The organism is Rahnella sp. PD4 (assembly GCF_049199325.1).
In the GTDB taxonomy this organism is placed as follows: domain Bacteria; phylum Pseudomonadota; class Gammaproteobacteria; order Enterobacterales; family Enterobacteriaceae; genus Rahnella; species Rahnella perminowiae.
In genome coordinates, this window is sequence record NZ_JBLZQF010000002.1 from 119921 (window position 1) to 145945 (window position 26025).

Annotated in this window: 22 protein-coding genes and 2 tRNA genes; 11 read left to right on the forward strand and 13 right to left on the reverse strand. The window is 53.7% G+C overall.

Annotated features, from left to right (window positions below):
- Positions 1-43: 43 nt before the first annotated feature.
- The 4 genes from murJ to rimJ form a co-directional block, all read right to left on the reverse strand.
- Positions 44-1579, reverse strand: coding sequence for a murein biosynthesis integral membrane protein MurJ (gene murJ, locus ACOZIO_RS05295; protein WP_129952639.1), 1536 nt, complete (start codon positions 1577-1579; stop codon positions 44-46).
- 204 nt (positions 1580-1783) lie between these two features.
- A complete protein-coding gene (locus ACOZIO_RS05300) occupies positions 1784-2695 on the reverse strand; it encodes a Gfo/Idh/MocA family protein (protein ID WP_217158343.1) in 912 nt (303 codons plus the stop codon).
- A gap of 16 nt (positions 2696-2711) precedes the next feature.
- Positions 2712-3365, reverse strand: a complete 654-nt coding sequence (locus tag ACOZIO_RS05305; RefSeq protein WP_129952637.1) for a YceH family protein — start codon at positions 3363-3365, stop codon at positions 2712-2714.
- A gap of 10 nt (positions 3366-3375) precedes the next feature.
- Entirely contained in the window at positions 3376-3963 is a 588-nt protein-coding gene (gene rimJ / locus ACOZIO_RS05310; RefSeq protein ID WP_421595040.1) for a ribosomal protein S5-alanine N-acetyltransferase, read from the reverse strand.
- A 212-nt stretch (positions 3964-4175) separates the two neighbouring features.
- On the opposite strand from rimJ, the gene mdtH reads away from it, so the two are divergent.
- The 3 genes from mdtH (at position 4176) to ACOZIO_RS05325 (ending at position 6901) form a co-directional block, all read left to right on the forward strand.
- Positions 4176-5381 (forward strand): multidrug efflux MFS transporter MdtH, encoded by a 1206-nt coding sequence (gene mdtH / locus ACOZIO_RS05315; protein ID WP_129952635.1) that lies wholly within the window; start codon positions 4176-4178, stop codon positions 5379-5381.
- A 165-nt stretch (positions 5382-5546) separates the two neighbouring features.
- On the forward strand, positions 5547-6194 hold the full coding sequence (grxB, locus tag ACOZIO_RS05320; RefSeq protein ID WP_421595041.1) for a glutaredoxin 2: 648 nt from the start codon (positions 5547-5549) through the stop codon (positions 6192-6194).
- A 143-nt stretch (positions 6195-6337) separates the two neighbouring features.
- Positions 6338-6901: a lipoprotein gene (locus ACOZIO_RS05325; RefSeq protein ID WP_129952633.1), complete on the forward strand. Its 564-nt coding sequence runs from the start codon at positions 6338-6340 to the stop codon at positions 6899-6901.
- A gap of 75 nt (positions 6902-6976) precedes the next feature.
- Here ACOZIO_RS05325 and ACOZIO_RS05330 read toward each other — a convergent pair whose 3' ends face one another.
- From ACOZIO_RS05330 to ACOZIO_RS05345, 4 genes are all read right to left on the reverse strand, one after another.
- On the reverse strand, positions 6977-7561 hold the full coding sequence (locus ACOZIO_RS05330; protein ID WP_129952632.1) for a TorD/DmsD family molecular chaperone: 585 nt from the start codon (positions 7559-7561) through the stop codon (positions 6977-6979).
- Between the two features lie 60 nt (positions 7562-7621).
- On the reverse strand, positions 7622-8362 hold the full coding sequence (locus ACOZIO_RS05335) for a phosphatase (protein WP_129952631.1): 741 nt from the start codon (positions 8360-8362) through the stop codon (positions 7622-7624).
- A 69-nt stretch (positions 8363-8431) separates the two neighbouring features.
- Positions 8432-9373 (reverse strand): glyoxylate/hydroxypyruvate reductase GhrA, encoded by a 942-nt coding sequence (ghrA, locus tag ACOZIO_RS05340; RefSeq protein WP_129952630.1) that lies wholly within the window; start codon positions 9371-9373, stop codon positions 8432-8434.
- Between the two features lie 125 nt (positions 9374-9498).
- Positions 9499-10980, reverse strand: a complete 1482-nt coding sequence (locus ACOZIO_RS05345; RefSeq protein ID WP_421595042.1) for a peptide MFS transporter — start codon at positions 10978-10980, stop codon at positions 9499-9501.
- 396 nt (positions 10981-11376) lie between these two features.
- On the opposite strand from ACOZIO_RS05345, the gene ACOZIO_RS05350 reads away from it, so the two are divergent.
- A tRNA-Ser gene (locus ACOZIO_RS05350) sits at positions 11377-11466 on the forward strand.
- A gap of 195 nt (positions 11467-11661) precedes the next feature.
- Positions 11662-11751 (forward strand) — tRNA-Ser (locus ACOZIO_RS05355).
- Between the two features lie 313 nt (positions 11752-12064).
- Here ACOZIO_RS05355 and astE read toward each other — a convergent pair.
- Genes astE through ACOZIO_RS05380 form a run of 5 tightly spaced genes read right to left on the reverse strand, consistent with a single transcriptional unit; the run spans position 12065 to position 18217 of the window.
- Positions 12065-13045, reverse strand: a complete 981-nt coding sequence (gene astE / locus ACOZIO_RS05360) for a succinylglutamate desuccinylase (protein ID WP_421595044.1) — start codon at positions 13043-13045, stop codon at positions 12065-12067.
- A gap of 20 nt (positions 13046-13065) precedes the next feature.
- The gene (astB, locus tag ACOZIO_RS05365; protein ID WP_129991896.1) at positions 13066-14409 is read right to left on the reverse strand and encodes an N-succinylarginine dihydrolase; all 1344 of its coding nucleotides are present in this window, start codon (positions 14407-14409) and stop codon (positions 13066-13068) included.
- A 10-nt stretch (positions 14410-14419) separates the two neighbouring features.
- Positions 14420-15898 carry a succinylglutamate-semialdehyde dehydrogenase gene (astD, locus tag ACOZIO_RS05370; protein ID WP_129952626.1) on the reverse strand — a complete coding sequence of 493 codons (1479 nt, stop codon included), beginning with the start codon at positions 15896-15898 and terminating at the stop codon, positions 14420-14422.
- The gene (gene astA / locus ACOZIO_RS05375) at positions 15895-16968 is read right to left on the reverse strand and encodes an arginine N-succinyltransferase (RefSeq protein WP_129952625.1); all 1074 of its coding nucleotides are present in this window, start codon (positions 16966-16968) and stop codon (positions 15895-15897) included. The genes astD and astA overlap by 4 nt, the downstream gene beginning before the upstream one ends.
- Positions 16969-16996: 28 nt before the next feature.
- The gene (locus tag ACOZIO_RS05380; protein WP_421595046.1) at positions 16997-18217 is read right to left on the reverse strand and encodes an aspartate aminotransferase family protein; all 1221 of its coding nucleotides are present in this window, start codon (positions 18215-18217) and stop codon (positions 16997-16999) included.
- 817 nt (positions 18218-19034) lie between these two features.
- Here ACOZIO_RS05380 and ACOZIO_RS05385 point away from each other — a divergent pair.
- From ACOZIO_RS05385 to ACOZIO_RS05410, 6 genes are all read left to right on the forward strand, one after another.
- A complete protein-coding gene (locus ACOZIO_RS05385; protein ID WP_421595048.1) occupies positions 19035-20021 on the forward strand; it encodes an autoinducer 2 ABC transporter substrate-binding protein in 987 nt (328 codons plus the stop codon).
- 266 nt (positions 20022-20287) lie between these two features.
- Positions 20288-21808: a sugar ABC transporter ATP-binding protein gene (locus ACOZIO_RS05390; RefSeq protein ID WP_129952622.1), complete on the forward strand. Its 1521-nt coding sequence runs from the start codon at positions 20288-20290 to the stop codon at positions 21806-21808.
- A complete protein-coding gene (locus ACOZIO_RS05395) occupies positions 21801-22790 on the forward strand; it encodes an ABC transporter permease (protein WP_129952621.1) in 990 nt (329 codons plus the stop codon). The genes ACOZIO_RS05390 and ACOZIO_RS05395 overlap by 8 nt, the downstream gene beginning before the upstream one ends.
- Before the next feature lies 1 nt (position 22791).
- Complete coding sequence (locus ACOZIO_RS05400) at positions 22792-23745, forward strand: ABC transporter permease (RefSeq protein WP_129952620.1); 954 nt, start codon at positions 22792-22794, stop codon at positions 23743-23745.
- A gap of 29 nt (positions 23746-23774) precedes the next feature.
- On the forward strand, positions 23775-25415 hold the full coding sequence (locus tag ACOZIO_RS05405; protein WP_129991901.1) for an FGGY-family carbohydrate kinase: 1641 nt from the start codon (positions 23775-23777) through the stop codon (positions 25413-25415).
- Positions 25412-26020: an SIS domain-containing protein gene (locus tag ACOZIO_RS05410; RefSeq protein WP_421595050.1), complete on the forward strand. Its 609-nt coding sequence runs from the start codon at positions 25412-25414 to the stop codon at positions 26018-26020. Before ACOZIO_RS05405 ends, ACOZIO_RS05410 begins: the two co-directional genes overlap by 4 nt.
- Positions 26021-26025 lie beyond the last annotated feature (5 nt).

Below are 26025 nucleotides of genomic sequence, written 5' to 3' on the forward strand. Positions count from 1 at the left end.
AGGGCGCTCAGGCGCCCTTTTGTGTTTCTGAAATCTGCGTTAATCAGTCCAGCTTGCGGGCAAACTCTTTCACCCTAAAGCCCAGCAGGCCAAGCACCGCAAAGTATGCAACCACCCCGACAGCGACCACTGCCGCCAGACGTGCCAGACGATACGCCATTCCGCCCACATCCCATGCAGGCATCAGCCACATCATGCCGAGCAATGCGGCTGACATCGCAACCACTGCCACGATCAGCTTGATCAGGAACACTCTCCAGCCAGGCTGCGGCTGAAAGATATCCTGCTTACGCAGTTGCCAGTAAAGCAGGGAGGCATTCAGACAGGCGGCCAGCCCGATCGACAGGGAAAGCCCCGCGTGTTTGAGTGGCCCGATAAAGGCCAGGTTCATGACCTGCGTCATCAGTAACGTAATGATGGCAATTTTCACCGGTGTTTTGATGTCCTGACGCGAATAAAAGCCCGGTGCCAGCACTTTCACCACGATCAGTCCCATCAGTCCGACGGAATAGGCCACCAGCGCACGTTGCGTCATCGAAGCATCAAATGCGCTGAATTTGCCATACTGGAATAATGCCACCGTAAGCGGTTTAGCCAGAATACCCAGCGCGACAGAACTTGGCAGCGCCAGCAGGAAACACAGACGCAAGCCCCAGTCCATCAGGCGATTATATTCACCATGATTACCGCTGGAGAAACTTCGCGCCAGTGAAGGCAGCAGAATAGTGCCGAGCGCCACGCCCAGTACACCGGAAGGAAACTCCATCAGACGGTCAGCGTAATACATCCATGACACAGAACCGGAGACCAGAAACGATGCGAAGATGGTATTGATAATCAGTGAAATCTGGCTGACAGAGACACCTAAGATAGCAGGCCCCATCTGACGCATCACACGCCACACACCGGCATCTTTCAGATTCAGACGAGGCAATACCAGCATGCCGATTTTCTTCAAATGCGGAAGCTGATAACCCAGTTGCAGCACTCCCCCGGCCACCACAGCCCAGGCCAGTGCCAGCACCGGCGGGTGGAAATACGGCGCAGCAAACAATGCAAAACCGATCATGCTGACGTTCAGGAAGGTCGGCGCAAAAGCCGGGATCGAAAATCGGTTCCAGGTGTTCAGTATCGCCCCGACCAGGGATGCCAGGGAAATCAGCAGGATATACGGGAAGGTGATCCGCAGCAGCGAACTGGTGAGGGCAAATTTGTCAGGAGAATCCACAAAGCCCGGGGCAGTGATATAAATCACCCAAGGGGCTGCGATCATGCCCAACACGGTGACAATCGCCAGAACCAGCGTCAGTAATCCCGAGACATAGGCAATAAAGGTGCGGGTGGCCTCTTCGCCCTGCTGAGTTTTGTACTCAGCCAGAATCGGCACAAAGGCCTGTGAGAATGCACCTTCTGCAAAAATACGGCGCAATAAATTCGGGAGTTTAAACGCCACAAAAAAGGCGTCGGTGACCATTCCGGCGCCAAATACACGAGCCACAATGGCATCGCGGGCAAAACCTAATACACGTGAAAACATCGTCATAGAACTGACGGCTGCCAAAGATTTAAGTAGATTCATGTCGCTTTCTTGTTTACCGGTTTACATGTATATCAAATAGTTAAACCATCACGGCTGCATCAGCAACGTGAAAGAGGAACCCGCATGGCTCAAAGATGCGCTTAGTCTACGCATCCGCCATACAATAGCCACCGGCAGTTGTTTTATGTTGTTATAGAGTGTTAACCGTGCCATCCCGCGCGGTTTTCCTGTTAAGAATTCAGGTTAAGAATCCAGAATTTTGCCGATCATTGCCTGCGCATAAATTGCCTGCTCGCCGCTGGTTTCCGGCGTCGTCTGGTTACTCACGCAGGACACGAAGTGTTCAATAGCACCGACAAATCCGCGCTGCGCCAGCGTACTTTGCCAGCCCGGTACCGGCAGTTGTGTGAGAATATCCTGCTGTTCTTCCCGCCAGATTTGCATATTATCCAGCTGATAGACTGCGCCGTCAGCCACTGCCTGCACGCTCTCACGGAAAGTCCCTGCCCGGCGGTGCATTGATGTCGTCACCAGCGTCTCGCCACAGAGGAAATGATGTTCGCCGTACAACATCTGATTGGCTTCGTTAATCTGAATCAGACCGCTTTCCAGGCTGGCATTGCCACCCGCAAGCCACAGCGCGGTATCCACCACGTGCAGATAATCGTCCAGCAAGGTGAAACGCAGGTCATTTGGCCCGACGCTGTCGGTCCGGTGTTTGTCCATGCGCACGGACGCCGGATTTTGCATCTGTTGTTTTAACTGGCGGTACAGCGGCGCAAAGCGGCGGTTGAAGCCGACCATCAGCGTTTTGCCCACTTTGTCAGCCTGTTCAACTAGCTGCTCGGCCTGCTTAAGTTCAGCGGCCAGCGGTTTATCTACATACACATGCACACCCTGCGCCAGCAGTTGACTAACCACCTCAAAGTGGCTGGCGGTACTGCTGTGCACAAAAACGGCATCACACTGCCCCGCCAGTTCATCCATGCGCGAAAAATTCGCCATGCGGTAACTGTCGCAAACGGCCTGTGCTTTTTGCTGATTGGGCGAAAAACCGCCCACCAGCGTCCAGTTTTGGGCATGACTGAGCACCGGCAGATATGCTTTTTGCGCGATACCACCCAGCCCGATCACTCCGATACGTAATTTACTCACCGCACGCTCCTTTTCATTAATCGGCCAGATGCTGCAACAAATTTTCCAGACGCTGTTTCAGCTCCGCAACGTCGGCTTCCAGCGTTTCCACGCGCGCGGCGAGATCAGCGCTTTCCGGCGCAGCGCTGAACGGCGGTTCTTCGGCGCTGCTGGCCACGTTGCTGACTTCTCCGCTGAACAGATGCATATAACGGCTTTCACGCTTACCCGGTTCACGCGCCAGACGCACGCAGAACGGGCCGTCTTCACGGTTTGTCAGTTCAGTCAGCGTTTGCTCAACTTCAGCGACGTCTGAGAAATCATGCAGACGGTTAGTGCGGGTTCGCAGCTCGCCCGGTGTCTGCGCGCCACGCAATAACAGCGTGGTGACAACCGCCACTTCCTGCGGAGAAAATTTAAGATTACCGAATTCGGAATTACAAAAGCGGTGCTCATACTTCATGGTACGTGAGCCGCTCAGGGTACGGATGATATGTTTACGCAGCAGTAAATCCAGCGTTTGCTGAACGTCACTTTCACTCAGTTCCATTACCGGCTCGCGGTTGGTTTTCTGATTGCAGGCCGTCGTCAGGCCGTTAAGTGTCATCGGATACTGTTCTGGCGTAGTGAGTTGTTTTTCCAGCAAACAGCCCACGACACGGGCCTCGCGGGCGCTGAGTTCGTGTTTCATCGTGCTCTCCTTATCGGGACGGGGGTGTCCATTCGTGCCAGGTTAATGCTGTCAGCACGTGATCCTGCCATTTGCCGTCAATCAGCAGATAGTCTTTGGCATAACCTTCGCGTTCAAAACCGAGACGTTCGAGCAGCTGACCACTGCGTTTATTGTGCGGCATGTAATTGGCCATGATGCGGTGCATTTTTTGCTGGCGTTGCATATAGCGGATCAGGGACTGCAACGCTTCATGCATCAGGCCTTTGCCTTGCCACTCCTGTCCAAGAGAATACCCGAGGAAACAGGCATGGAAAGAACCGCGCAGCACGTTGCTGAAGTTCGCCACTCCCATGACACGATTTTCATCAGGGTCGAGCAAAATAAAATAATATGCACTGCCCTGTTTTTGCATCTCGGTAATCAGCCCCAGACGCGCCTGCCAGCCTGAGGGATAACAATGGCTTTCATCCCTGACCGGTTCCCACGGTTTCAGAAACGCGCGGTTCTCAGCGTAGTATTCAGCCAGCCGGTGTGCATCACGATCATGAACCAGGCGCAGGACCATCCGGTCAGTGGTAAGCCGTACCTTTGGCACGGCAGATTTGTAGCCAAACATCCCTTCCCTCCACATTCCGCATGGGTCGATAAATAGAATTTATAGGAAACGACAGATCATCGCTAATTCTGCCAGTCAGAACGCGGCTTGACGATAAAAAAATATTATCAATAGCGCCCTATCTAAATGCCTGTTTCCGGTTCAGACTGGAACGGTCTTTTCTCCTTTCTGTATCTGCCGGACAGGATACATATAATCGCTCATGGTGAAGCATGTCTCTGGTATCACAAGCTCGGAGCTTGGGTAAGTATTTTCTGTTATTAGACAACGCGCTGGTGATTTTAGGCTTTTTCGTGGTTTTTCCGTTGATCTCGATCCGATTTGTCGATCAGCTTGGCTGGGCAGCAATGGCCGTTGGTCTGGCGCTCGGCGTTCGTCAGCTTACGCAACAGGGATTAGGCATTTTTGGCGGGGCGATTGCTGACCGGTTCGGGGCGAAACCCATGATTATCAGCGGCATGTTATTGCGTGCTGCAGGATTTGCCGCGATGGCGATGGCCGATCAACCGTGGATCCTGGTCTGCTCCTGTATTCTTTCCGGCCTTGGCGGCACGTTATTTGATCCACCACGCACCGCGCTGGTGATCAAACTGACCCGTCCGCATGAACGCAGCCGTTTCTTTTCTCTGATGATGATGCAGGACAGCGCAGGCGCCGTTATTGGCGCCCTGATCGGCAGCTGGCTGCTGCAATATGATTTCCATTACGTTTGCTGGACCGGAGCCGCAATCTTCTGTCTGGCCGCTGCCTGCAACGCCTGGCTGTTACCGGCTTACCGCATTTCCACCCTGCGTACGCCGATGCGCGAAGGCATGATGCGCGTATTGCGTGACCGCCGTTTTCTGGCCTACGTCCTCACGCTCACCGGTTATTACATGCTGACTGTTCAGGTGATGCTGATGCTGCCGATTGCGGTCAATGATGTCGCAGGCAGTCCGTCAGCGGTGAAATGGATGTACGCCATCGAAGCCGTGCTGTCGCTGACGCTGTTATATCCGATTGCCCGCTGGAGTGAAAAACGTTTCCGTCTTGAGCAGCGCCTGATGTTCGGTCTGCTGATCATGGCACTGAGCCTGCTGCCGGTCGGGCTGGTCACCTCAATCAACCCGCTATTGTTGCTGATTGGCTTTTTCTACATCGGCTCCATCATTGCTGAACCGGCCCGTGAAACCCTCGGTGCCTCTCTGGCCGATGCCCGCGCGCGTGGCAGCTACATGGGCTTCAGCCGTCTCGGGCTGGCTCTCGGCGGCGTCATCGGTTATACCGGTGGCGGCTGGATGTACGACACCGGCCGTGCGCTCGAATTGCCCGAATTACCGTGGTTATTACTCGGTGTTGTCGGCTTTATCACCCTCACCGGTTTGTACTGGCAGTTCAACCTGCGCCGCATCGAACCCGCCATGCTCAGCGGCAACTGATCCCTGTCATTCACACCGCGCTTTCGCCAGCGCGGTTTGATCTCACTGACATCTGTAACCATACTGGCTTTACTATATCGGGAAATCGGGAAGAATCTGAACCTACATCCGGCAGTTTTCATGCACCCTACAGGTCACCGCCGGCGATAACAGGAGCTAAGTACTATGAGACTTTACATTTACGAACATTGCCCTTTCTGCGTGAAAGCCCGCATGATTTTCGGTTTGAAGAACATCCCCGTTGAGCTCAAGGTGCTGCTCAATGATGATGAAAAAACACCCGTATCAATGGTCGGTAAAAAAATGGTGCCCATCCTGCAAAAAGAGGATGGCGGCTTCATGCCTGAGAGTATGGACATCGTGCACTACATCGACAAAAGTGACGGTAAACCCCTGCTGACCGGGCCGCTGAATGCGTCAATTGCCGCCTGGCTGCGGCAGGTGTCCGACTATACCGGCCGTCTGCTACTGCCACGCTTTGCCGCCGCGCCGCTGGAAGAATTCTCCACGCCGGCAGCACGTAAATATTTCTCCGATAAAAAGCAGGCCGCCAGCGGCAGTTTTGAGGAGCATCTGCAGCATTCTGAGGGGCTGGTGAAAAAAATCAGTCAGGATCTGCGCGCACTCGACAAACTGATCGTTGAGCCTAACGCCGTGAACGGTGAGCTTTCCGAGGATGATATTAATCTGTGGCCGTTACTGCGTTCACTGTCGATCGTTCAGGGTATTGACTGGCCTTCGCGGGTTCAGGCCTATCGCGATAATATGGCCAAGCAGACCCAGGTTAACTTATTAACACGCTTAGCAAGTTAAGCCTTTGCAGCCGGAAGTGCGCTTCCGGCTATTTTTCCTTTTCTTCCCCTCGTTCAGCACTTAGGCTAATCAGCGTTGTCTGATTGGCGCGATACCGCATTGCGGTCATGCTGAGAAAATAGTTTTTACGTAATGAGGGAAGAATGACAAAGCGATTTATAGGAGCCGCCGCACTGATTTGCGCCAGCCTGCTGGCAGGCTGTAATCAGCTGACGCAGTACACCATCAGTGAGCAGCAGGTGAATGATTACCTGCAAAAAAACAACAAATTTGAAAAACAGTTGGGTGTTCCTGGCCTGGTGGATGCCAAACTGGTGCTGACCAATCTCAGCAGCCAGATCGGCCGCGCTGAACCCGGCGTCGTGACGCTGACCGGGGATGCACATGTCGATATCTCCTCACTGTTCGGGCCGCAAAAAGCCGATATGCACCTGACCCTGAAAGCGAATCCTTCTTATGACCGCGAAAAAGGCGCTATTTTCCTGCGGGATATGCAGGTGACGGATTACACCATCAAGCCTGAAAAAATGGATAACGTGATGAAAGGTCTGATGCCATACCTGAACAATTCACTGAACACCTATTTCAACCAGCGTCCGGCTTATGTGCTTAATGGCGATCACAGTAAAGGCGAGGCGATGGCGAAGAAACTGGCGAAAGGGATAGAAGTGAAACCGGGGCAACTCGTCATCCCCTTCACTGATTAATTTCAGCTAAAGAGTCACCATAAAAAACCCGGCGTGATGACCCACCGCCGGGTTTTTTATGTTCTTCGCCAGGGGTTACTGATCGTCTTCTTCAGCGTCATCCAGATCGGGTGGCAACTGTTCCTGCAATTCATCACGCATGACCTGCAAGGCTTCGCGGCTGATTTCAGACAAGGTACGATAAAAACCGCTGGTCGCATGCGCTTCCACTTTACCGAGGAATTTACCGCACCACGGGAAAAGCAATTCATCGAACAGCGCGATTTGCGCACCCACTTCATCCTCCTGCGACTGATCTTCCAGCCAGGACGCGGCCAGTAACATGCCACCAAAATGATCGGCAGGTGTTTCACCTAAAGGCATTCCGCGCTGTTGCAGGAATGTGCGCACATCCATTTCATTTGCGCCCTCAACGTAATCACTGCGGAATGGCGAAACTGCGCATTCTGAACCGACAAACAGACGGTTAAATTCAGCGGCCAGTGCTTCCGGACTGGCACTTTCCTGTAAGCGGATCAGCAACGCATCCTGTTCCAGCGGCCAGTGTTCACGCAGCTTCCCATCCTGAATCAGACCAAACAGCGGAACCAGTAACGGATCCTGCGGCTGGCGATAAAATAAGGTGCCCAGCACGCGGCAGACAATCGAAAATTCATTCATAACAGTAACCTGATCAGACAATGAAAAGGGTTTATCACCCGCACGTTGGCCGCGACAATGTCACAGTTCGCTTAATTCAGCAATGGGCGCACGGCCACGGGCCTCAAGAAAATCGAGGAAACGACGCGGGCTGACGTTAAGAATACGGTCTTGCGGAAAATCAATTTCGCGCAGAATACGTTCACAATGTTCAAAGCCACCGAGCGAATAGGCGATATGCGAATCCGACCCCAGCGCCAGCCAGCCACCGGCTTCTTTTACTGCCAGCGCAATGGCGCGGCAATTGGGTTCACTGCCCACACGCGAATGGATGAACGACGAATTATTCAGCTCCAGGGCCACATTATATTTTGCGGCAGCGGCTGCCACGGCCGGAATATCAATCGGGTATTTCGGGTTGCCCGGATGCGAAATAATATGCACTTCACCGCCCGCCATTGCCGCAATCACCGCCGCGGTATGGGTTTCTTTATCGACAGGCTGCATCACCGGCTCATGGAAACCGGCGATAATCACGTCAATTTCTTTGAGCATCGGGCCGGTGCAATCGATATCGCCATGAATATTCTTAATGTTCGATTCAATACCGCGCAGAATGCCGATGCCATTCACCAGACGCGGCCACACCCGCATATTCATAAAATGCCAGTAGTGCGGCGCATCAGCCATATCAGGGCCATGATCGGTGATGGCAAACAGCCTGATGCCCTTTTGTACTGCTTCATCGATGTAATCATGCAATGTACTGTAGGCGTGTGTGCTGGCAACCGTGTGCATGTGTAAGTCAACCGGGTACGGCATGTGCTCTCCTTGAAAATCTTCCGCTGCGGCAAAAATAACCGCAGCATTTATCATGTTAGCAGATGAATATCAGTAACCCCGACCGGGATCGACGCGGCCTGTCGGCTCGCGCCCCGCTTCTATCGCCAGAATATTACTCACGATGCTGTCCATCGCCTGCTCCGGCAAGGTGTCAGCACCGACGTGTGGCGTAATGCTGACACGCGGATGCGACCAGAACGGGTGCATGGCCGGTAACGGCTCTTCGATGAAGACATCCAGCGTGGCAGCCGCAATCTGGCCGCTGTCGAGGGCGCGTAACACATCACCTTCCACCAGATGTCCGCCACGGCCAAGGTTAATCAGGTACGCATTATGCGAAAGATTTGTGAACAGTTGATGATTGAGAACACCGGCGGTATGCGGGGTATTGGGCAACAGATTGATCAGCACTTTGCAGCCGCGGGCAAACCCCGCCAGTTGATCGTCCCCATAGAAACTCGCCACACCTTCCAGTGACTTGGCGCTGCGGCTCCAGCTGCGTACCGTAAACTGCATGTCCACGAGTGCCTTCGCCACGCTGCTGCCGAGCACGCCGGCACCGAGAACACCAATGGTGAATTCACTGCGTGAATGCGGGGCAAGCGGGTGCCACTGCTTTTGTTGCTGGAACAGCTGATATTCATCCATCCGGCGAAAATAACGTAATACCGTCGCCAGCGCATATTCCTGCATCTGCAAAGACATGCCGGTATCTTCAAGGCGCAGCAATGGCACACCGGCTGGCAGTGTGCCCGGATGGCGCTGTTCCTGCGTTAGGATAGCGTCAACGCCAGCCCCCAGTGCGAAAATGCCTTTCAGCATAGTGCGGGACGCAAGCATAGCGCTCGGCGGCCGCCAGACCAGCGCGTAATCCGCCGGGTCATGATCATCAGCATTCCACACGCGGATACTGGCCTGCGGTAATCTTTTTGTTATGCCGTCAATCCAGGGTTTTGCATCAGATGTAGGGTGGTAAAAAATAATGTTCATCGGGGAAGCCTCCTGTGAGCAGATAGATTTCCCTGAATATCATCGTGATGCAACCCTGTGACGTAAAAAAGAACAAGCCCCGGAATTCGGGGCTTGTGAAGCGACTGTCGGATACTGCGAATAAATCAGGCGCCCGCCGGCTCGCGGTGGATCATCCGGCGCAACAGCGGGATAAGTACCAGCAGTACCACACCTGTGATAACAGCCCCCCAACCCAGCACGTTAAACACCTGGCTGTAGCCCGGATTTGTCAGTACCGGTGTACTGCCTGCGTTTTGCGGCATCAGCCCGGAAATGTAACTCGCCAGCACCGACGCCACACCGGTCACCATCATCCAGCAACCCATCATGACGCCCTGATAACGCGGCGGAGCCAGTTTGCCAATCATTGCGTAACCGATCGGGGAAATCAGTAACTCACCGATACTTTGCAGCAGATAGCTGATCGCAATCCATTTAAACGCCACCAGACCGTCGCCGCCCGCCAGATGGATCCCCAGCGGTAACACCAGCATCCCAAGTCCCATGCAAAATAATGAGGCAGAGAATTGCGCAGGAATATCAATGTTCCAGCCGCGCTGACGCAGGCGGTTGAACCACAGTGCCATCAGCGGACCGCCGATCACGATAACCACAGTATTAATGTTCTGGATCCACTGCGGTGCCACGCGGATACCGTACACATTCAGGTTAATATTATTTTCAGAGAACAGCATCAGCCCCATCGGAGCCAGCTGATACAGGGTCCAGAAAACCAGCGAACCGAGTGCCAGCAGCAGATATGCCTTCATGCGGCGGCGTTCACCGGCATCACGATGGCGGAATGTCACCAGCGTCATCAGCGCGAAAATCACCATACCCAGTGCGACCACAAAATAACTGCTGAATTCTGCGTGCGTCAGCAACATGCGGATAACCGGAACCAGCACAATCAGAATGGCTATACCGATCGCCATCCGGCGCAACAACTGGCTGCGGCTGGCTTCTTTCAGCGGCGTGCTGATGTCGGCCAGAATCGACCAGCGGGAGAGTGTCACCACAACTGCCGCGACATTACCTAACGTGGCGAACAAAAACAGTGCGCGGTAATTTTCGCTGAGCTGGAAATAACCGGCGACCGCAAAACCAATAAAGAAGCCGAGGTTCATCCCGGCATAATTCCACAGGAAGGCCGATTCACGGCGGTCATCGTCCGGCGCAAACCGCTGGGTCAGCATCATGTTCAGGCAGGTCACATTCAGTCCGCTGCCGGTCAGGAACATGGCTAATCCCCAGTACAACCCGGTCACGCCTTCCAGCGCAATCAGCGCACAGCCAAAGACCTGCAACACCATGCCGAGTACGAAAAGATTGCGGTTACTAAGATAACGTCCGCCGAGGTAGCCACCGAACATATGCAGCCCGTAGTTGAAGGCACCGAACACGCCCATGATGGCGTTGGCATTATCTTCACTGAAGCCGAGTTTTTTGGTGGCATAAAGTACCAGTGTGGAATACAGCACAGCAAAGCCGAGCGTTGCGAACGTCTGAACAAAAAATAATGTGCCCGCACCGGCAGGTATGGCGGTCCGGTGCTGCGATCCGACCGTGTTATTTGGCTGACTCAAGAATGCCCCCTGTCTTTATGTGATAAATAAACGCTGCTTCAAATGGTGACCTGTACAGTTCTTATGCGAAGCATTTTTTCAGAGTGCATTGTTATACCGCTACCGGAGATGATTACCACAACATATCTTGCTATTTAGCGGTAACAAAAAGTGTTTGCGGGATAATTGTGCTTCTATGCAGAAGCGCTACTTATTTATGCATTTTGATAAGTCATTTTAATCACCGTGCGTCATCAGATCCCGGCTGTACATCCTTAAGGCATTTTTTGTTCTTTAAATCATCAGATTGTTCTAAGTTTGTTTAAATGGCATCGAACCGGTAAAAGAGAGTTGACGGTGAGACTACTTTTCCCTACATTAGCGCCGGTCAGCAGCACTGCGGTGCAGCTGGCGACTGGAGAGGTGTCTGAGTGGCTGAAGGAGCACGCCTGGAAAGTGTGTATATGAGCAATCGTATCGAGGGTTCGAACCCCTCTCTCTCCACCACATTAAACAAAAAAGGTTCTGATGAAAATCAGAGCCTTTTTTGTTTCGGGCGCTTCAAAAACCCGGCGACCACGGCATTATTTTCGCTGAACAGACTCTGAGCACCTGACACAAAACGCTGAAAATTTTCTTGACCCTTCGCGGCTGTCTCCCTATAGTAGCGCCCCGTTGCAACGCTCGCGCTGTAACGAACACGGTGAGGTGTCTGAGTGGCTGAAGGAGCACGCCTGGAAAGTGTGTATACGAGAAATCGTATCGAGGGTTCGAACCCCTCTCTCACCGCCAAATTAAAGAAAAAGGGTTCTGATGAAAATCAGAACCCTTTTTCTTTTGGGGTGGTGCATGCCTGGGCGGTTTTGCTGGCAGGCAACATCATTCCCTGCACACACCTCAGCTTCTCGTGCCGCTATTAATACCTCCTCCCCGCCTCCCCCTTCGCAGGGGGATGCGCAAGAAAACCCACCCGAGATTTAGCATGGGACAAGCAAGAAAACCTGTTCCATTTCTTCGCATCTGGAAAAAAACTCGAGCGGCTCCCTCCCCTGCGAAGGGGAGGGTTGGGGTGGGGTTTTAATGGCAACTACATTGCTTTTACTCATCACATTTTCACCAGCATCAGCCCTGCCCTTAACCCCAGCGCAACGTTCGGGTTCGGGAACAGCACGACTTCTTCCTCTGCTTCCACCCTGTAAGTTTTGCCGCTTTCTTTTGCGATCACAAAACCCTGCCTGAACGCCGTAAAATTCAACGCATCAGCCGGGATAAACAGCTGAAAATCGTCCTGTGAGCGGATCACATCCTGCACCACGCGGTAATGCACCAGCGGCGCGGCAGCTTCGCGTGCGGGCAACGGTTCGCCGCTGACCAGCGCTTCCAGCGCACGGCGGATACCGGTGAACTGCGTGTGATCGTTACTGCCAAACGGCAGCGCTTTGCCTAGTTCCAGCGTGCAACTGTCGGCCTGAAAAACCTCGCTGCTAAAGTGCGTGAATGTCCCTCCGGGCGAACGATGATGCACCAGCGCATCCAGCCCGGCGGCGTCGAGCCACGCAAGCATCGCTGCGCTTTTCGCTCGCGTCTGTAACGGCAATAACCCGAAACGCACATGCTTTGAACCACGGATCGCCGTGTGCAAATCATAGTGGAATCGCTCAGTTGTCCCTGCGGCGGTGGCGCTGCGATAAAACAATGCCATCACCTGTTCAAGTTCCTGCGCCCGGCGGGTTTCATTATCAGGTGTATAACGCGCGTGACGTCCGCCAAACATACGGTTCATATCGGCGCCGGTAAACCGCTTATTGATACGCATTGACGGCGGATTGCCCAGTAATACCAGCAACCGGACCCGCAACAACCTTTCACCTGACAGCAGTTCGCTGACCAGTTGATTAAGCAGTTCAACAGGCGCAGTTTCATTACCGTGAATACCGGCAGAAATCACCACCGCCGCCTGACAGGGCTGACGCGGTGAAAGCTCAAGAATGCCTTCGCCGCGCCATTGCCAGTCCAGCGTTTCGGTTTGTCCTGCAGGTTCAGTCACCGCGTCGCCGGACAGCGTCGTCGCCAGTAAATCAAACATACCTTCACTCCTGTGATGGCTCAGCGCTGGAACGGATAAATCGCACCCAGCCCGAGAATAGTCGTCAGCTCGTCGAGCGCAGTGCGCACTTCGGTCAGAAGCTGCGGATCAGCCAGATCTTTAGCCTGCATCCGATCACGATAATGCGTATCCACCCAGGTATTAAGCCGCGTGAACTGGTTGTCGTTCATCAGCGAAGCCACATTGATGGCATTAAGTTCGTTGCGGTTGAGCGCCACACGCAGACGCAGACACGCCGGACCACCGCCGTTGCGCATGCTTTCGCGCAGATCAAACACTTCAAGCTGATCGACCGGACCACCGCTGTCTTTCAGTGCAGAAAGATACGCCCAGACGCCGGTGTGCTGGCGGGATTCTTCCGGCACCACCAGCAGCATTTTGCCGTCGGATTTGGTCAGTAACTGGCTGTTAAACAGATAGGTCGCGACCGCATCGTCGAGAGATACTTCCGACTGCGGCACTTCAACCGGGCAGAAATCCAGCTCAAGCGCCGCCATTTTGCGGCGGATTTCCTCCAGCGCTTTGCCTGAATTGACAAACGCCTGCTCGTGATGGAAAAGCACGTTACCGTTACTGACAGAAATGACGTCATTATGGAAAACGCCGCTGTCAATGGCTTGCGGATTTTGCTGAATAAACACCGTGCGTTTTTCATCCAGCTGATGTAAACGCGCCACGGCGTCACTGGCTAAACGGGTCTGGCGTGCCGGATAACGCACCGGTTCGTTCCCGCCGGTCGCCAGCCCGTCACGTCCGTAAACAAACACCTGCACCCCAGGCTTATCGTACGCACCACATAACCGGTTGTGATTCGCCGCGCCCTCATCCCCCAGCGCAGCCACCTGCGGCAGCGCATCATGATGAGCAAAATATTTATCGGCATGAAAGGTCGCGCGCAAAATGGCAGACGTGGTTTCTGCCTCAATGGCCCGGTGGAATTTATTGTTCAGGTTGGCGACCGTGAAATGCACACGCCCATCCGCGCTGTCGGCTGAAGGCGACACCGTGGCCGCATTGGCTACCCACATGGAAGACGCCGAACTCAGTGACGACAGCAAACGCGGCGAATAAGCCTGCGCTTTGGCCAGCACCTCCCGATCGCTGCCACCAAAGCCCATTTTTCGCAACGTGCTCAGATGCGGACGTTCGTGGGGTGGCAAAATGCCCTGCGCAAAACCCAGGTCAGCCAGCGCTTTCATTTTCAGCAAGCCCTGTTTTGCCGCCAGACGCGGATTCGCCACCGTATCCTGGTTTTTAGTCGAGGCTTCATTGCCAAACGACAACCCGGCGTAATGGTGCGTCGGGCCAACTAATCCGTCAAAATTTGCTTCACATCCAGACATTCCTGTCTCCTCAGATTGTACGGAAATCAATACCTGGCGACAGCGTCGCAGGGAGTTCCAGTTTGTCCGTTTCCAGCGAGGCCATCGGCCAGGCACAATAATCCGCCGCATAATACGCACTAGGACGATGGTTACCCGAAGCGCCGATCCCCCCAAAAGGCGCATTGCTTGATGCACCGGTCAGCGGTTTATTCCAGTTCACAATGCCCGCTCTGGCTTCCAACAATAGCTGCTCAAACTGATCACGATCAGCAGAGATAAGCCCGGTGGCAAGCCCGAAACGCGTCCGGTTGGCGAGGGCGATGGCATTATCAAAATCGCTGTAACGGTAAATGCTCAGCAACGGGCCGAAATATTCTTCATCAGGAATACCGGCCACGCCGGTCAGATCGATAATGCCCGGCGTCAGGACCGTATTCAGCGGGTCCGGGCGTGTCAGCAACAGCAGCGGCTTTCCGCCCAGCGCCAGCAGCCCGTCCTGCGCTTTCAGCATATTGCGTGCTGCAACGTCAGAAATCACCCCCCCCATAAACGGCTGCGGCGTGTCATCCCATCCCCCGACCCGCAGTTGCATGGTGACATCAAGCAAACGCGCAATAAATGCATCACCCGCCGCCCCCTCTTTCACCAGCAGACGGCGGGCACAGGTACAACGCTGTCCGGCAGAAATAAATGCTGACTGAATAGTCAGATTAACCGCTGCATCAATATCCTCTACCGGCTCGACAATCAGCGCATTATTGCCGCCCATTTCCAGTGCCAGAATTTTTTCAGGCTGACCGGCGAGCTGACGGTGTAACTGATAGCCGGTACCTGCGCTGCCGGTAAACAGCAGGCCGTCGATATTATCGCAGGCTGCCAGCGCCTCACCGGTGCTGCGACCGCCTTGTACCAGATTCAGAACGCCTTCCGGCAATCCGGCTTGCTCCCACAATTTCACCGTTTCTTCGGCGGTTTTGGGCGTCAGTTCGCTCGGTTTAAACACCAGCGTATTACCCGCCAACAAAGCCGGAACGATATGGCCGTTCGGCAGATGGCCGGGGAAATTGTACGGACCAAAAACGGCCAGCACGCCATGGGGACGGTGGCGCAGCACGGCTTCACCGTCGGGCATTGCGGTGTGTTTTTCGCCAGTGCGTTGCTGACAGGCTTCCAGTGAAATGGCGACCTTGCCGATCATGGCCTGAATCTCTGTCAGCGTTTCCCAGCGCGGTTTGCTGGTTTCCTGACTGATGATTTCCGCCAGCCGGGTTTTGTGTTCCGTCAGTAAATCCGCGAAACGCTTAATCACCTCAGCACGTTGGGTCACGGTTTTACGTGCCCATGCAGGGAATGCCGTGCGTGCGGCTGTACAGGCGGCCCCGACATCTTCAGCACTGGCGCTCAGCGCCGACCACAGCAATGTATTATCGGCCGGATTAGTTTTGTTCAGTTGCGCGCCTTGTCCGCTGCGCCACTGGCCCTGAATAAAAAGTGCAGGTTGCATCATGCGAGACTTTCCTTTTTGAGAAACTGGGTTGCAGAAGCCGGGGTATCACCCGGGAAAAGCGCCACGGCACGCAGGGTATCGCCCTCGCGCAGACTGAGCAGGTCAGCTTCGCGGCCATTAAGCGTCAGAGAATGCGGCGAGTCGCCGCCCGGCACCAGTAAGGCACGGAAATTCTGATATTGCTCATTGGCGACCAGATACAGCGGCTCGTCCCGCCCGCTGCGATGTTCCGCCAGCCGGACAGGCAGCAGACAACTTTCCTTTACCGCGCGTAACTGATCGATTTCACCTTCGAGCGTCGGGCCGGCATCAAAAATATCCACATACCCTTCGTAACGAAGCCCTTCACCTTCAAGCACAGCACGCGCCGGGGCGGTTTGCGGATGCACTTCGCCGATCACCTCACGCGCCTCGTGACTGAGCAACTCGGTATATAAAGGATGCTTTGGCATCAGTTCGGCAATAAAGGATTTTTGTCCCATACCGGTCAGACGGTCGGCTTCGGCGAATTCCATACCAAAAAAATGCCGTCCGACGCTGTCCCAGAACGGTGAATGACCGTTGTCGTCAGACATACCGCGCATCTCCGCAATCACCTTGCGGGAGAAGTGCTCACGAAATGCCGCCAGGAACAAAAAACGGACTTTCGATAACAATTGTCCGTTTTTGCCGTGGCGGTAGTCCGGGTCGAGAAACAACGTACAAAGTTCGGTATAACCGGTGTGATCATTACTGAGAAAAAGCGTCGGCACCGGTTTATAAATGTTCAGGCTTTTGGAGGCATGCACCAGCGTGCCAAGGCGAAAGTTGTACCACGGTTCACTGAGCCCGACCGCCACTTCGATGGCGCTGACGCCCACCACTTTTTTCTGTTCAGTGTCTTCGAGTACGAACAGATAACCTTGCTCGGCTTTATCCAGGCGACCTTCCCAGGTCGCCACTGAGCGCTCAATGCGCCCGCGTAAATGCGCTTCATCCTTGGGCAAAGACGTTAAACCGATGCCGGTTTTGCCTGACAACTGCAGGATGTCGGCGAGATCGCCGGGCCGCACAGGTCGAATCAACATCATGATGCTTTACCTCATTTATCCCAAACAATCACACGCACAGGCGCGCAACGGCACGCTCAAGCCGGTTCAGCCCTTCTTCAATATCCGCACCCGGAATAATCAGTGATGGCGCAAAACGCAGTACGTTAGGCCCGGCAATCAGGGCGATCAGTCCTTCTTCGGCCGCCAGCGTATTGAGCTGTTTGGCCTGATCTTTATACCGTTCGCTCATCACTGCACCTAACAGCAGCCCCTGCCCGCGCACCTCACTGAACACCCGATAACGATCGTTGATGCGCTTAAGGCCATCGGCAAACCACTGATGACGCTTTTGCACACCTGACAACACCTCCCGCGTGTTAATCAGCGCAAAGACTTTTCCCGCCACCGCCGTTGCCAGCGGGTTACCGCCGTAAGTGGTGCCGTGCGTACCCGGCTGGAATAACGCGGCATAACGGTCAGTGGTCAGCATCGCACCAATCGGGAAACCGCCACCCAGCGCTTTGGCACTGGTCAGAATATCCGGCACGACACCATAATGCTGATAGGCATACAATTCGCCGGTGCGTCCGACGCCGGTCTGCACTTCATCGAAAATCAGCACTGCCTGATGTTTGTCACACAACTCACGCAGGCCTTGCAGAAATTCCGCCTCTGCCGGCACCACGCCACCTTCCCCCTGGATCGGTTCAACGATCACCGCACAGGTGCGGGAAGAGATCTGGCTGGCCACCGCTGCCAGATCGTTAAACGGCAGATGGGTAATGGCCTCTGGCAAGGGGGCAAAATCTTCAGAATATTTCGGCTGACCGCCGGTAGTGACGGTAAAGAGCGTGCGGCCATGGAATGCGTTTTTGAAGGCGATAATTTCGTTTTTTTCACCGCCGGTTTTATTGCCGTAAAGCCTGGCCAGTTTCAGCGCCGCTTCGTTGGCTTCTGCGCCGGAGTTACAGAAAAATACTTTGTCCGCAAAAGTGGCGTCGATCAGTTGCTTTGCCAGCCGCAGCACCGGTTCATTGGTGTAACCGTTGCCCAGGTGCCAGACTTTATCCGCCTGCTCATGCAGGGTTTTACGAATTTCAGGGTGCGCATGTCCGAGTGCATTCACCGCAATGCCGCCGGCGAAATCGACATAATCTTTGCCCGCCTGATCCCACAGCCAGGATCCTTCGCCGCGCACAGGAATAAATGCCGCCGGCGCATAAACCGGTACCATCCAGTCATCAAAGTTCTGGCGGCTGACGTTTTGCGGCTGCTGTTGGTGTTCCATATAAACCTCTTATAAGCTGATTTCAGGGTGCACGCGCCCGTCCCCCATACAGACGGGAAATGCACCGGGTTCCGATGTTTTTGCACATTTAGCGGGCAATCACGCTGGCGAGAAATGACAGTTATTAATTTGTTATTTAAAAGTTAATAAATAATCTCACTCAGTCTCATCATAGATTGCACTCTTCATGCCAGCAAAGGAAAAAAGTGAATAAAAAAAGTGAGAGCTAGAAAAAACAACCACTTAATACCTGCCATTATTCACTTTTATTGCATAAAAAATGAATAAAAGAAAAAATCCCCTTGTGCAGCAATGCGGTCAGAAGAATGAGTATGCAGGGAAATATTTTTATTTCCGCCGGGATGTTTTATACAGAATTGTGATCCGGCGCGTGAAGCCCGCGCTCAGGCGCAGCGCCATGCCTGATTAAGGTGCAATGACGCACAATATTGGGGCATGAAAACCCCGTGACCCTCTTCACACTCTGCGCAAATAAAAAAAATCTCACGGTTTTTCTTGCTGATAACCCCCGATTTCTGACGCAAGTTGTATTCATTTTGTTAAATTTTAGATTTCATTTTGTTAAATTGTTATCGGTAACACTCCCACGATTTCTCTGTGGTGTGAACTTGATGGTTTTTATTAACTTTAATTTAACATTAAAAGTTATTAAATTTAACTTTTTAGGGCGCTGATCACATTCTGTTTACGGCTGCGCGAAAAAAGCTTTCCCCTTAAGTTAATCTCTGAATGTGGAATAAATAACCACCAGCCGTTCCCTACACCAGAACAGAACATCATAAGAAAAGGTACAGACATGAAATTTAACCTCGCATTAGTCAGTGCATGTGTGGTTTCAGCATGCATGTTATTCACAACACCGTCATTTGCCGCCAAACCTTACGACATAGCCGTCGTTGCCAAAGTCACCGGTATTCCATGGTTCACACGTATGGAAGTCGGCGTAAAAGAAGCCGCACAGAAACTGGATGTTAATGCCTATCAGGTGGGCGCATCCACGCCGGATCCCGCTCAGCAGGTCAAAGTGATTGAAGATTTGATCGCCAAAAAAGTCGACGCCATTATCGTGGTGCCGAACGACGCCAAAGTGCTGGAACCGGTGCTTAACAAAGCCCGTGATCAGGGCATTGTGGTGTTAACGCACGAATCGCCGGATCAGCAGATTGGTCAGTGGGATATCGAAACCATCGACAGCCAGAAATACGCCGAAGCCAATATGGACGAGCTGGCGAAAGACATGGGCGGCAAAGGCGGTTATGCGATTTATGTCGGCTCGCTGACCGTGCCATTGCATAACGCATGGGCCGATGCCGCGATTAAATATCAGAAAGAAAAATACCCGGATATGCATGAAGTCACGTCACGCCTGCCGGTCGCGGAAAATATTGATAAGTCTTACTCCACAACGCTCGATTTAATGAAAACCTACCCTGATCTGAAAGGGATTATTGGTTTCGGTTCACTCGGCCCGATTGGTGCCGGTCAGGCCGTTCAGCAAAAACGTGCAAAAAATAAAATCGCCGTTGTGGGTATTGCCATGCCAGCTCAGGCTGCGCCATACCTGATGCGCGGTGATATTAAGAAAGTGCTGCTGTGGGATCCGAAAGATGCCGGTTACGCGTTAGTGACGGTCGCCGACCAGATGTTGCAGGGTAAAGAAGTGAATAAAGATCTGAGCATCGACGGGTTAGGCAAAGCTGATGTGGATATGGATAAGCACGTGATCCGCTTTAATAAAATCCTGGAAGTCACACCAGAAAATGCGAAATCACTCGGATTCTGATTTAGCTTTTTAATACTTTTATTTACCGGAGATAATTTATCTCCAGCGCCACACCAGGCAAATAGAAACAGATACGGCGTTGTATGTTGTGCCGTATCTGAATTTCTAATCAGACATTGAAAACTTATACCCTAAATAATTCGCGTTGTGAGAAGACGGCAAATGAGTAAACCCCGATGAGCTTACATAAGTAAGTGATTCGGGTGAGCAAGTGAAGCCAACGCACCCGCAGCGTGAAGAATGAAGGGCATGTTGTAAGGATTGCGATGAATACTCTCAGCACGTCCCCTGCCCCTGCTGAGGCCTTTATCAGCCTCGAAAAAATCAGTAAAAAATTCCCCGGCGTATTAGCGCTGGATAATGTCAGCCTGACGCTTAATAAAGGTGAAGTACATTGTCTCGCCGGTCAGAATGGCTGCGGCAAGAGTACCATCATTAAAGTTATTTCCGGTGTCTACCAGCCGGAGAAAGGCGCAGCCATTACGCTTGACGGAAAACTTTTTCACGCCCTGACGCCACAGCTTTCGTCTTATTATGGCATTCAGGTTATTTATCAGGACTTGTCTTTATTCCCCAATTTATCGGTGGCTGAAAATATTGCTATCCACCGTTATTTACCGGGCGGCGATTTCTGGGTACATCGTGAGGCAATGCGCAAAAAAGCCATCGCGGCGATGCAACGGGTTGGCGTCTCACTGGATCCGGATCGTAAAGTCGAAAAGCTGTCGATTGCTGACCGCCAGTTAGTGGCAATATGCCGGGCAATCGCGGCTGACGCCAGTCTGGTTATTATGGATGAACCCACCGCGTCGCTGACCCGCACCGAAGTGAACGGTTTGCTGCGGGTGGTGAATGAGCTCAAAGCTGCCGGTATTTGCGTGGTATTTGTCAGCCATCGCCTCGATGAAGTCATGGAAGTCGCTGACCGTATCAGTGTGATGCGCGATGGCAAACTGGTCGGTACCTATCCGGCCAGTGAACTTGACAGTAATGAACTGGCCTTCCTGATGACCGGACAGCGTTTTACCTACAGCCATCTGCCGCAACGCGCGCCGGTCAACGTCACGCCGCTGCTGGAAGTCAGCCATCTGAGCCGCAAAGGTCAGTATCAGGATATTTCGCTGTCGCTGCGTCAGGGTGAAATCACCTCGATTATCGGCCTGCTCGGTTCAGGACGTACCGAGCTCTGCCTGAGCCTGTTTGGCATGAGTCAACCGGACAGCGGGGAAATCCGTGTCAACGGTAAGGCGGTGAAACTCCACAGCAACCGCGACGCTATCCGTCACGGCATTGCGTATGTGTCGGAAGATCGCCTGACGCAGGGGCTGATCATGGAACAATCCATTTATGACAACACGCTGGTGTCAATTTTTGACAAGTTGCGCACCGGCACCGGGCTGATGGATCACCGCAAAGCCGCCTCCGTGGTGAAAGACCTGATCCGTGATCTGAACATTAAAGTGTCGGACAGCAGCCTGCCGGTGAAAACCCTTTCCGGCGGTAATGCACAACGCATCGCCATCGCCAAATGGGTGGCGACGCAGCCACATATCCTGATCCTCGATTCGCCGACAGTCGGTGTCGATATCGCCAATAAAGAAGGGATTTACCGCATCGCGCGCGATCTGGCGGAATCCGGCATGGCAGTGCTGATGATTTGCGATGAAATCCCGGAAGCGTATTACAACAGCCACCGCGTGCTGGTGATGCGTAAAGGCCAGCTGGTGGCGGAATTTGCGCCGCATCAGAGCAGCGAAGCGCAGATTGCGGAGGCGATCAATGAATAACAAATCTCTTACGAAACTGTTTTCCCTGCACGAATTCTGGCTGGGATTACTGGTACTGCTGCTGGTGATTGGCCTGAGTATCAGTACCCGTGAATTTATGACGCTCGGCAACCTGACCGATGTTGCCACCAGCTACGCCATTCTCGGTATTCTGGCCTGCGGCCTGTTTGTGGTACTGATTGCCGGTGGTATCGACATTTCTTTCCCGGCAGTGACCTCTATCGGTCAGTACGTGATGGCGAGTTACATCATTCATCATGGCGGCAGCTTTCCTCTGGCGTTTGCCATGTCGATGGGCATCGGTTTACTGCTCGGGCTGGTCAACGGCTTCCTGGTCTACTGGCTGCGCGTGCCGGCCATTATTATCACGATTGCCACATTAAACCTTTTCTACGGTTTGCTGGTGTATCTGACCAATGGCACCTGGCTTTACGGCTTCCCCGACTGGTTCATGAACGGCATCAACTGGTTCTCCTTTACTGCCGCCGACGGTTACGACTATGGCCTGACGCTGCCGCTGCTCAGCCTGCTGGGCGTCATTATTGCCACCGGCGTGCTGATGAACCGCACCCGTGTGGGCCGGCAGATTTACGCCATGGGCAGCAACCGTGATGCCGCGTCGCGCCTGGGTCTGAACATCCTGCGTCTGCATTTTTATGTGTATGGCTTTATGGGATTGCTGGCAGGTATCGCCGCCGTGGTACAGGCGCAGATCACTCAGTCCGTGGCACCCAACTCGTTACTCGGTTATGAACTGACCGTACTGGCGGCGGTGGTCTTAGGCGGTACCAGTATGACCGGTGGTCGCGGCTCGCTGACCGGCACCGTCCTCGGTGTCATGTTGCTGGCCTTTTTGCAAAACGGCCTGACGCTGCTGAGCATTTCATCTTACTGGCATCAGGTATTTAGCGGCGTGATCATTCTGGTCAGCATCAGCAGCACCGCGTGGAATGAAAAACGCAAACTGGCAAAGGGGATGTGACATGACGACTTTAACCCGATTCTTCCCCGGCGACCGCATCATCCGCTTGCAGTTGCTGATTATCGTTGTTGTTGCCGTATTGTTCTCATTTACGCTGGGCGGCAGTTTTTACAGCATCGGCAATTTCCAGTCGATCTCCTCGCAATTGCCGATTCTGGGCATGCTGGCTCTGGGGATGGGCATCACCATGCTCACCGGTGGTATCAACCTCTCGGTGATTGCCGGGGCAAATGCCTGTTCGCTGGCAATGGCAGCCATTCTGGTGGCGCATCCGGGTCAGCCGGAATATTTCGCGCTGGCGATGCTCGCCGGTCTGGCCGTTGCGGTGGTGACTGGCGTACTCAATGGCGCGCTGATTGCGTATATCGGAGTTTCACCGATTCTGGCAACGCTCGGCACCATGACGCTGATTGCCGGGCTGAATATTCTGCTGACCAACGGCGCGGTGATTTCCGGCTTCCCGGCGGCAATCCAGTATCTCAGCAACGGCAGTCTTTTGGGCATTCCGGTCGCACTGCTGTTATTCCTGCTGGTGGCGCTGTTGTTATGGGTATTACTCGAACACACCACACTTGGCCGCAGCTTATATCTGATGGGTTCCAACGAACAGGCCACGCGGTTCAGCGGCGTCAATACCCATAAAGTTACTATCGCGGTGTATGTGCTTTCCGCCCTGCTCGGCTGGGGTGCGGCATTGCTGATGATGTCCAAATTTAACTCGGCAAAAGCAGGTTACGGCGACTCCTATTTGCTGGTGACCATTCTGGCCTCCGTACTCGGCGGGATTAATCCCGACGGCGGTTTCGGCCGGGTCATCGGGCTGGTACTGGCACTGATCGTCCTGCAAATGCTGGAAAGTGGCCTGAACCTGATGGGGGTAAGCAGTTATCTGACAATGGCTCTGTGGGGCGGCGTTCTGATCCTGTTTATCGCTCTGCAAAACAGAAAATCTTAAGCGAAAGCTTTTTACCGAAGGGAAAGAACATGGCGAGTTATTTTATTGGAGTCGACGTAGGTACCGGCAGCGCCCGCGCGGGTGTCTTCGACATGACCGGCCGCATGGTTGGCCAGGCCAGCCGTGAGATTACGTTATACCGCCCGAAAGCCGATTTCGTCGAGCAATCGTCCGATGAGATCTGGCAATCTGTCTGTAACGCCGTGAAAGATGCGGTTAATCAGGCTGACATCAACCCGATCCAGGTGAAAGGTATCGGCTTCGACGCCACCTGTTCGCTGGTGGTGCTGGATAAAGAAGGTAAGCCGCTGACCGTCAGCCCGTCCGGGCGCAGCGAGCAAAACATTATTGTCTGGATGGATCACCGTGCCATTACCCAGGCCGAGCGCATTAATGCCACCGGTCACCGCGTGCTGGAATTCGTTGGCGGGATTATTTCACCGGAAATGCAAACGCCGAAATTGCTCTGGCTGAAACAGCATATGCCGACCACCTGGAACAACGTCGGTCACCTGTTCGACCTGCCGGATTTTCTGACCTGGCGCGCCACACAGGACACCACGCGCTCGCTGTGTTCCACCGTCTGTAAATGGACGTATATCGGCCATGAAGACCGCTGGGATCCAAGCTATTTCCGCCAGATCGGGCTGGAAGATTTGCTGGAAAACAACGCGGCGAAAATCGGCAGTGAAGTAAAAACCATGGGCGAGCCGCTCGGGCATGGTCTGACACAGCGCGCCGCCGCAGAGATGGGGCTGATGGCAGGCACCGCCGTCAGCGTTTCTATCATTGATGCCCATGCAGGCAGCCTCGGTATTCTCGGTGCCAGCGGCGCATCCGGTGAATCGGCCGACTTCGATAACCGCATCGCGCTGATTGGCGGCACTTCCACGGCGCACATGGCGATGTCCCGCAGCGCACGTTATATCGGCGGCATCTGGGGGCCTTACTACTCGGCTATTTTGCCAGATTACTGGCTGAACGAAGGGGGGCAATCCACCACCGGCGCGCTGATTGACCATATGATTCAGTCGCATCCGTGTTATCACGATTTACTGAAACAGGGTAAAGACAGCGGCAAAACTATTTACGAAGTACTCAACAATATTTTGCGAAAAATGGCCGGTGAACCGGAGAATATCGCCTTCCTGACCAAAGATATTCATATGCTGCCCTACTTCCACGGCAACCGTTCACCGCGCGCCAACCCGACGCTGACCGGTACGCTGACCGGTCTGAAACTCTCGCGTACGCCGGAAGACATGGCACTGCATTATCTGGCCACCATTCAGGCGCTGGCGCTGGGCACCCGCCATATCATCGAGACCATGAACCAGAGTGGATATCGCATTGATACCATGATGGCAAGCGGTGGTGGCACCAAAAATCCGGTGTTTGTACAGGAGCACTCCAACGCCACAGGCTGTGCAATGTTGTTACCGGAAGAAAGCGAAGCGATGTTACTCGGCAGTGCCATGATGGGCACCGTTGCGGCCGGCGCATACGACTCGTTGCCGGAAGCGATGGCGGCCATGAGCCGCATCGGCAAAACGGTCACACCGCAAACCAATAAAATCAAAGAGTATTACGATCGCAAATACCGTGTGTTTCATGAGATGTACCACGACAGCATGAAATACCGCCGCCTGATGCAGGGGGAAACCCAATGAATGTGGAGGATGAATTTGCCCTGGCGTGCCAGGGCTGGCAAACCTACAGCCAGGAATTGCTGGCATTACGGCACAATCTCGATGCCGATATCTGGCAGCAGTTACTGACCCTGATCACCGGCTGTAAGGGCAAAATTGCCGTCAGCGGCGTCGGGACGTCGGGCATTGCGGCGCGGAAAATCGCCCATATGCTGGCATGCGTCGAACAACCGGCGGTATATCTCAGCGCCACCGATGCCGCCCATGGTGATTTAGGCTTTATGCGCAGCGATGACCTGATGATTTTAATTTCCCGGGGCGGAAACTCTGAAGAACTGACGCGTTTGTTACCGGCGCTGAAAGCCAGGGGCGTGGCGATCATCAGTGTGACGGAGAATACGGATTCGGCGATCGCCCGTGCCGCCACGCTGGTGGTGAAAACACATATTGAGCGGGAAATCGACCCGCTCAATATGCTGGCTACCACGTCCATCATACTGGTGCTGGCGGTGTTCGATGCGTTGTGTGGCAACATCATGCTGCGCAACGGCTTTGATCAGCAGCGGCTGCTGAAAGTCCATCCGGGCGGAAATGTCGGTAAAATCCTGCGCGAACAGGATGTGTGAAACCA

Coding starts and splice junctions, on each gene's coding strand:
- ACOZIO_RS05410 (WP_421595050.1), top strand. CDS start 25,412: ATGAATGTGGAGGATGAATTTGCCCTGGCGTGCCAGGGCTGGCAAACC.
- ghrA (WP_129952630.1), bottom strand. CDS start 9,373: ATGAACATTATTTTTTACCACCCTACATCTGATGCAAAACCCTGGATT.
- grxB (WP_421595041.1), top strand. CDS start 5,547: ATGAGACTTTACATTTACGAACATTGCCCTTTCTGCGTGAAAGCCCGC.
- ACOZIO_RS05405 (WP_129991901.1), top strand. CDS start 23,775: ATGGCGAGTTATTTTATTGGAGTCGACGTAGGTACCGGCAGCGCCCGC.
- astD (WP_129952626.1), bottom strand. CDS start 15,898: ATGATGCAACCTGCACTTTTTATTCAGGGCCAGTGGCGCAGCGGACAA.
- ACOZIO_RS05400 (WP_129952620.1), top strand. CDS start 22,792: ATGACGACTTTAACCCGATTCTTCCCCGGCGACCGCATCATCCGCTTG.
- murJ (WP_129952639.1), bottom strand. CDS start 1,579: ATGAATCTACTTAAATCTTTGGCAGCCGTCAGTTCTATGACGATGTTT.
- ACOZIO_RS05305 (WP_129952637.1), bottom strand. CDS start 3,365: ATGAAACACGAACTCAGCGCCCGCGAGGCCCGTGTCGTGGGCTGTTTG.
- ACOZIO_RS05330 (WP_129952632.1), bottom strand. CDS start 7,561: ATGAATGAATTTTCGATTGTCTGCCGCGTGCTGGGCACCTTATTTTAT.
- astE (WP_421595044.1), bottom strand. CDS start 13,045: ATGTTTGATTTACTGGCGACGACGCTGTCCGGCGACGCGGTGACTGAA.
- astA (WP_129952625.1), bottom strand. CDS start 16,968: ATGATGTTGATTCGACCTGTGCGGCCCGGCGATCTCGCCGACATCCTG.
- mdtH (WP_129952635.1), top strand. CDS start 4,176: ATGTCTCTGGTATCACAAGCTCGGAGCTTGGGTAAGTATTTTCTGTTA.
- ACOZIO_RS05385 (WP_421595048.1), top strand. CDS start 19,035: ATGAAATTTAACCTCGCATTAGTCAGTGCATGTGTGGTTTCAGCATGC.
- ACOZIO_RS05335 (WP_129952631.1), bottom strand. CDS start 8,362: ATGCCGTACCCGGTTGACTTACACATGCACACGGTTGCCAGCACACAC.
- rimJ (WP_421595040.1), bottom strand. CDS start 3,963: ATGTTTGGCTACAAATCTGCCGTGCCAAAGGTACGGCTTACCACTGAC.
- ACOZIO_RS05395 (WP_129952621.1), top strand. CDS start 21,801: ATGAATAACAAATCTCTTACGAAACTGTTTTCCCTGCACGAATTCTGG.
- ACOZIO_RS05325 (WP_129952633.1), top strand. CDS start 6,338: ATGACAAAGCGATTTATAGGAGCCGCCGCACTGATTTGCGCCAGCCTG.
- ACOZIO_RS05390 (WP_129952622.1), top strand. CDS start 20,288: ATGAATACTCTCAGCACGTCCCCTGCCCCTGCTGAGGCCTTTATCAGC.
- ACOZIO_RS05380 (WP_421595046.1), bottom strand. CDS start 18,217: ATGGAACACCAACAGCAGCCGCAAAACGTCAGCCGCCAGAACTTTGAT.
- astB (WP_129991896.1), bottom strand. CDS start 14,409: ATGTCTGGATGTGAAGCAAATTTTGACGGATTAGTTGGCCCGACGCAC.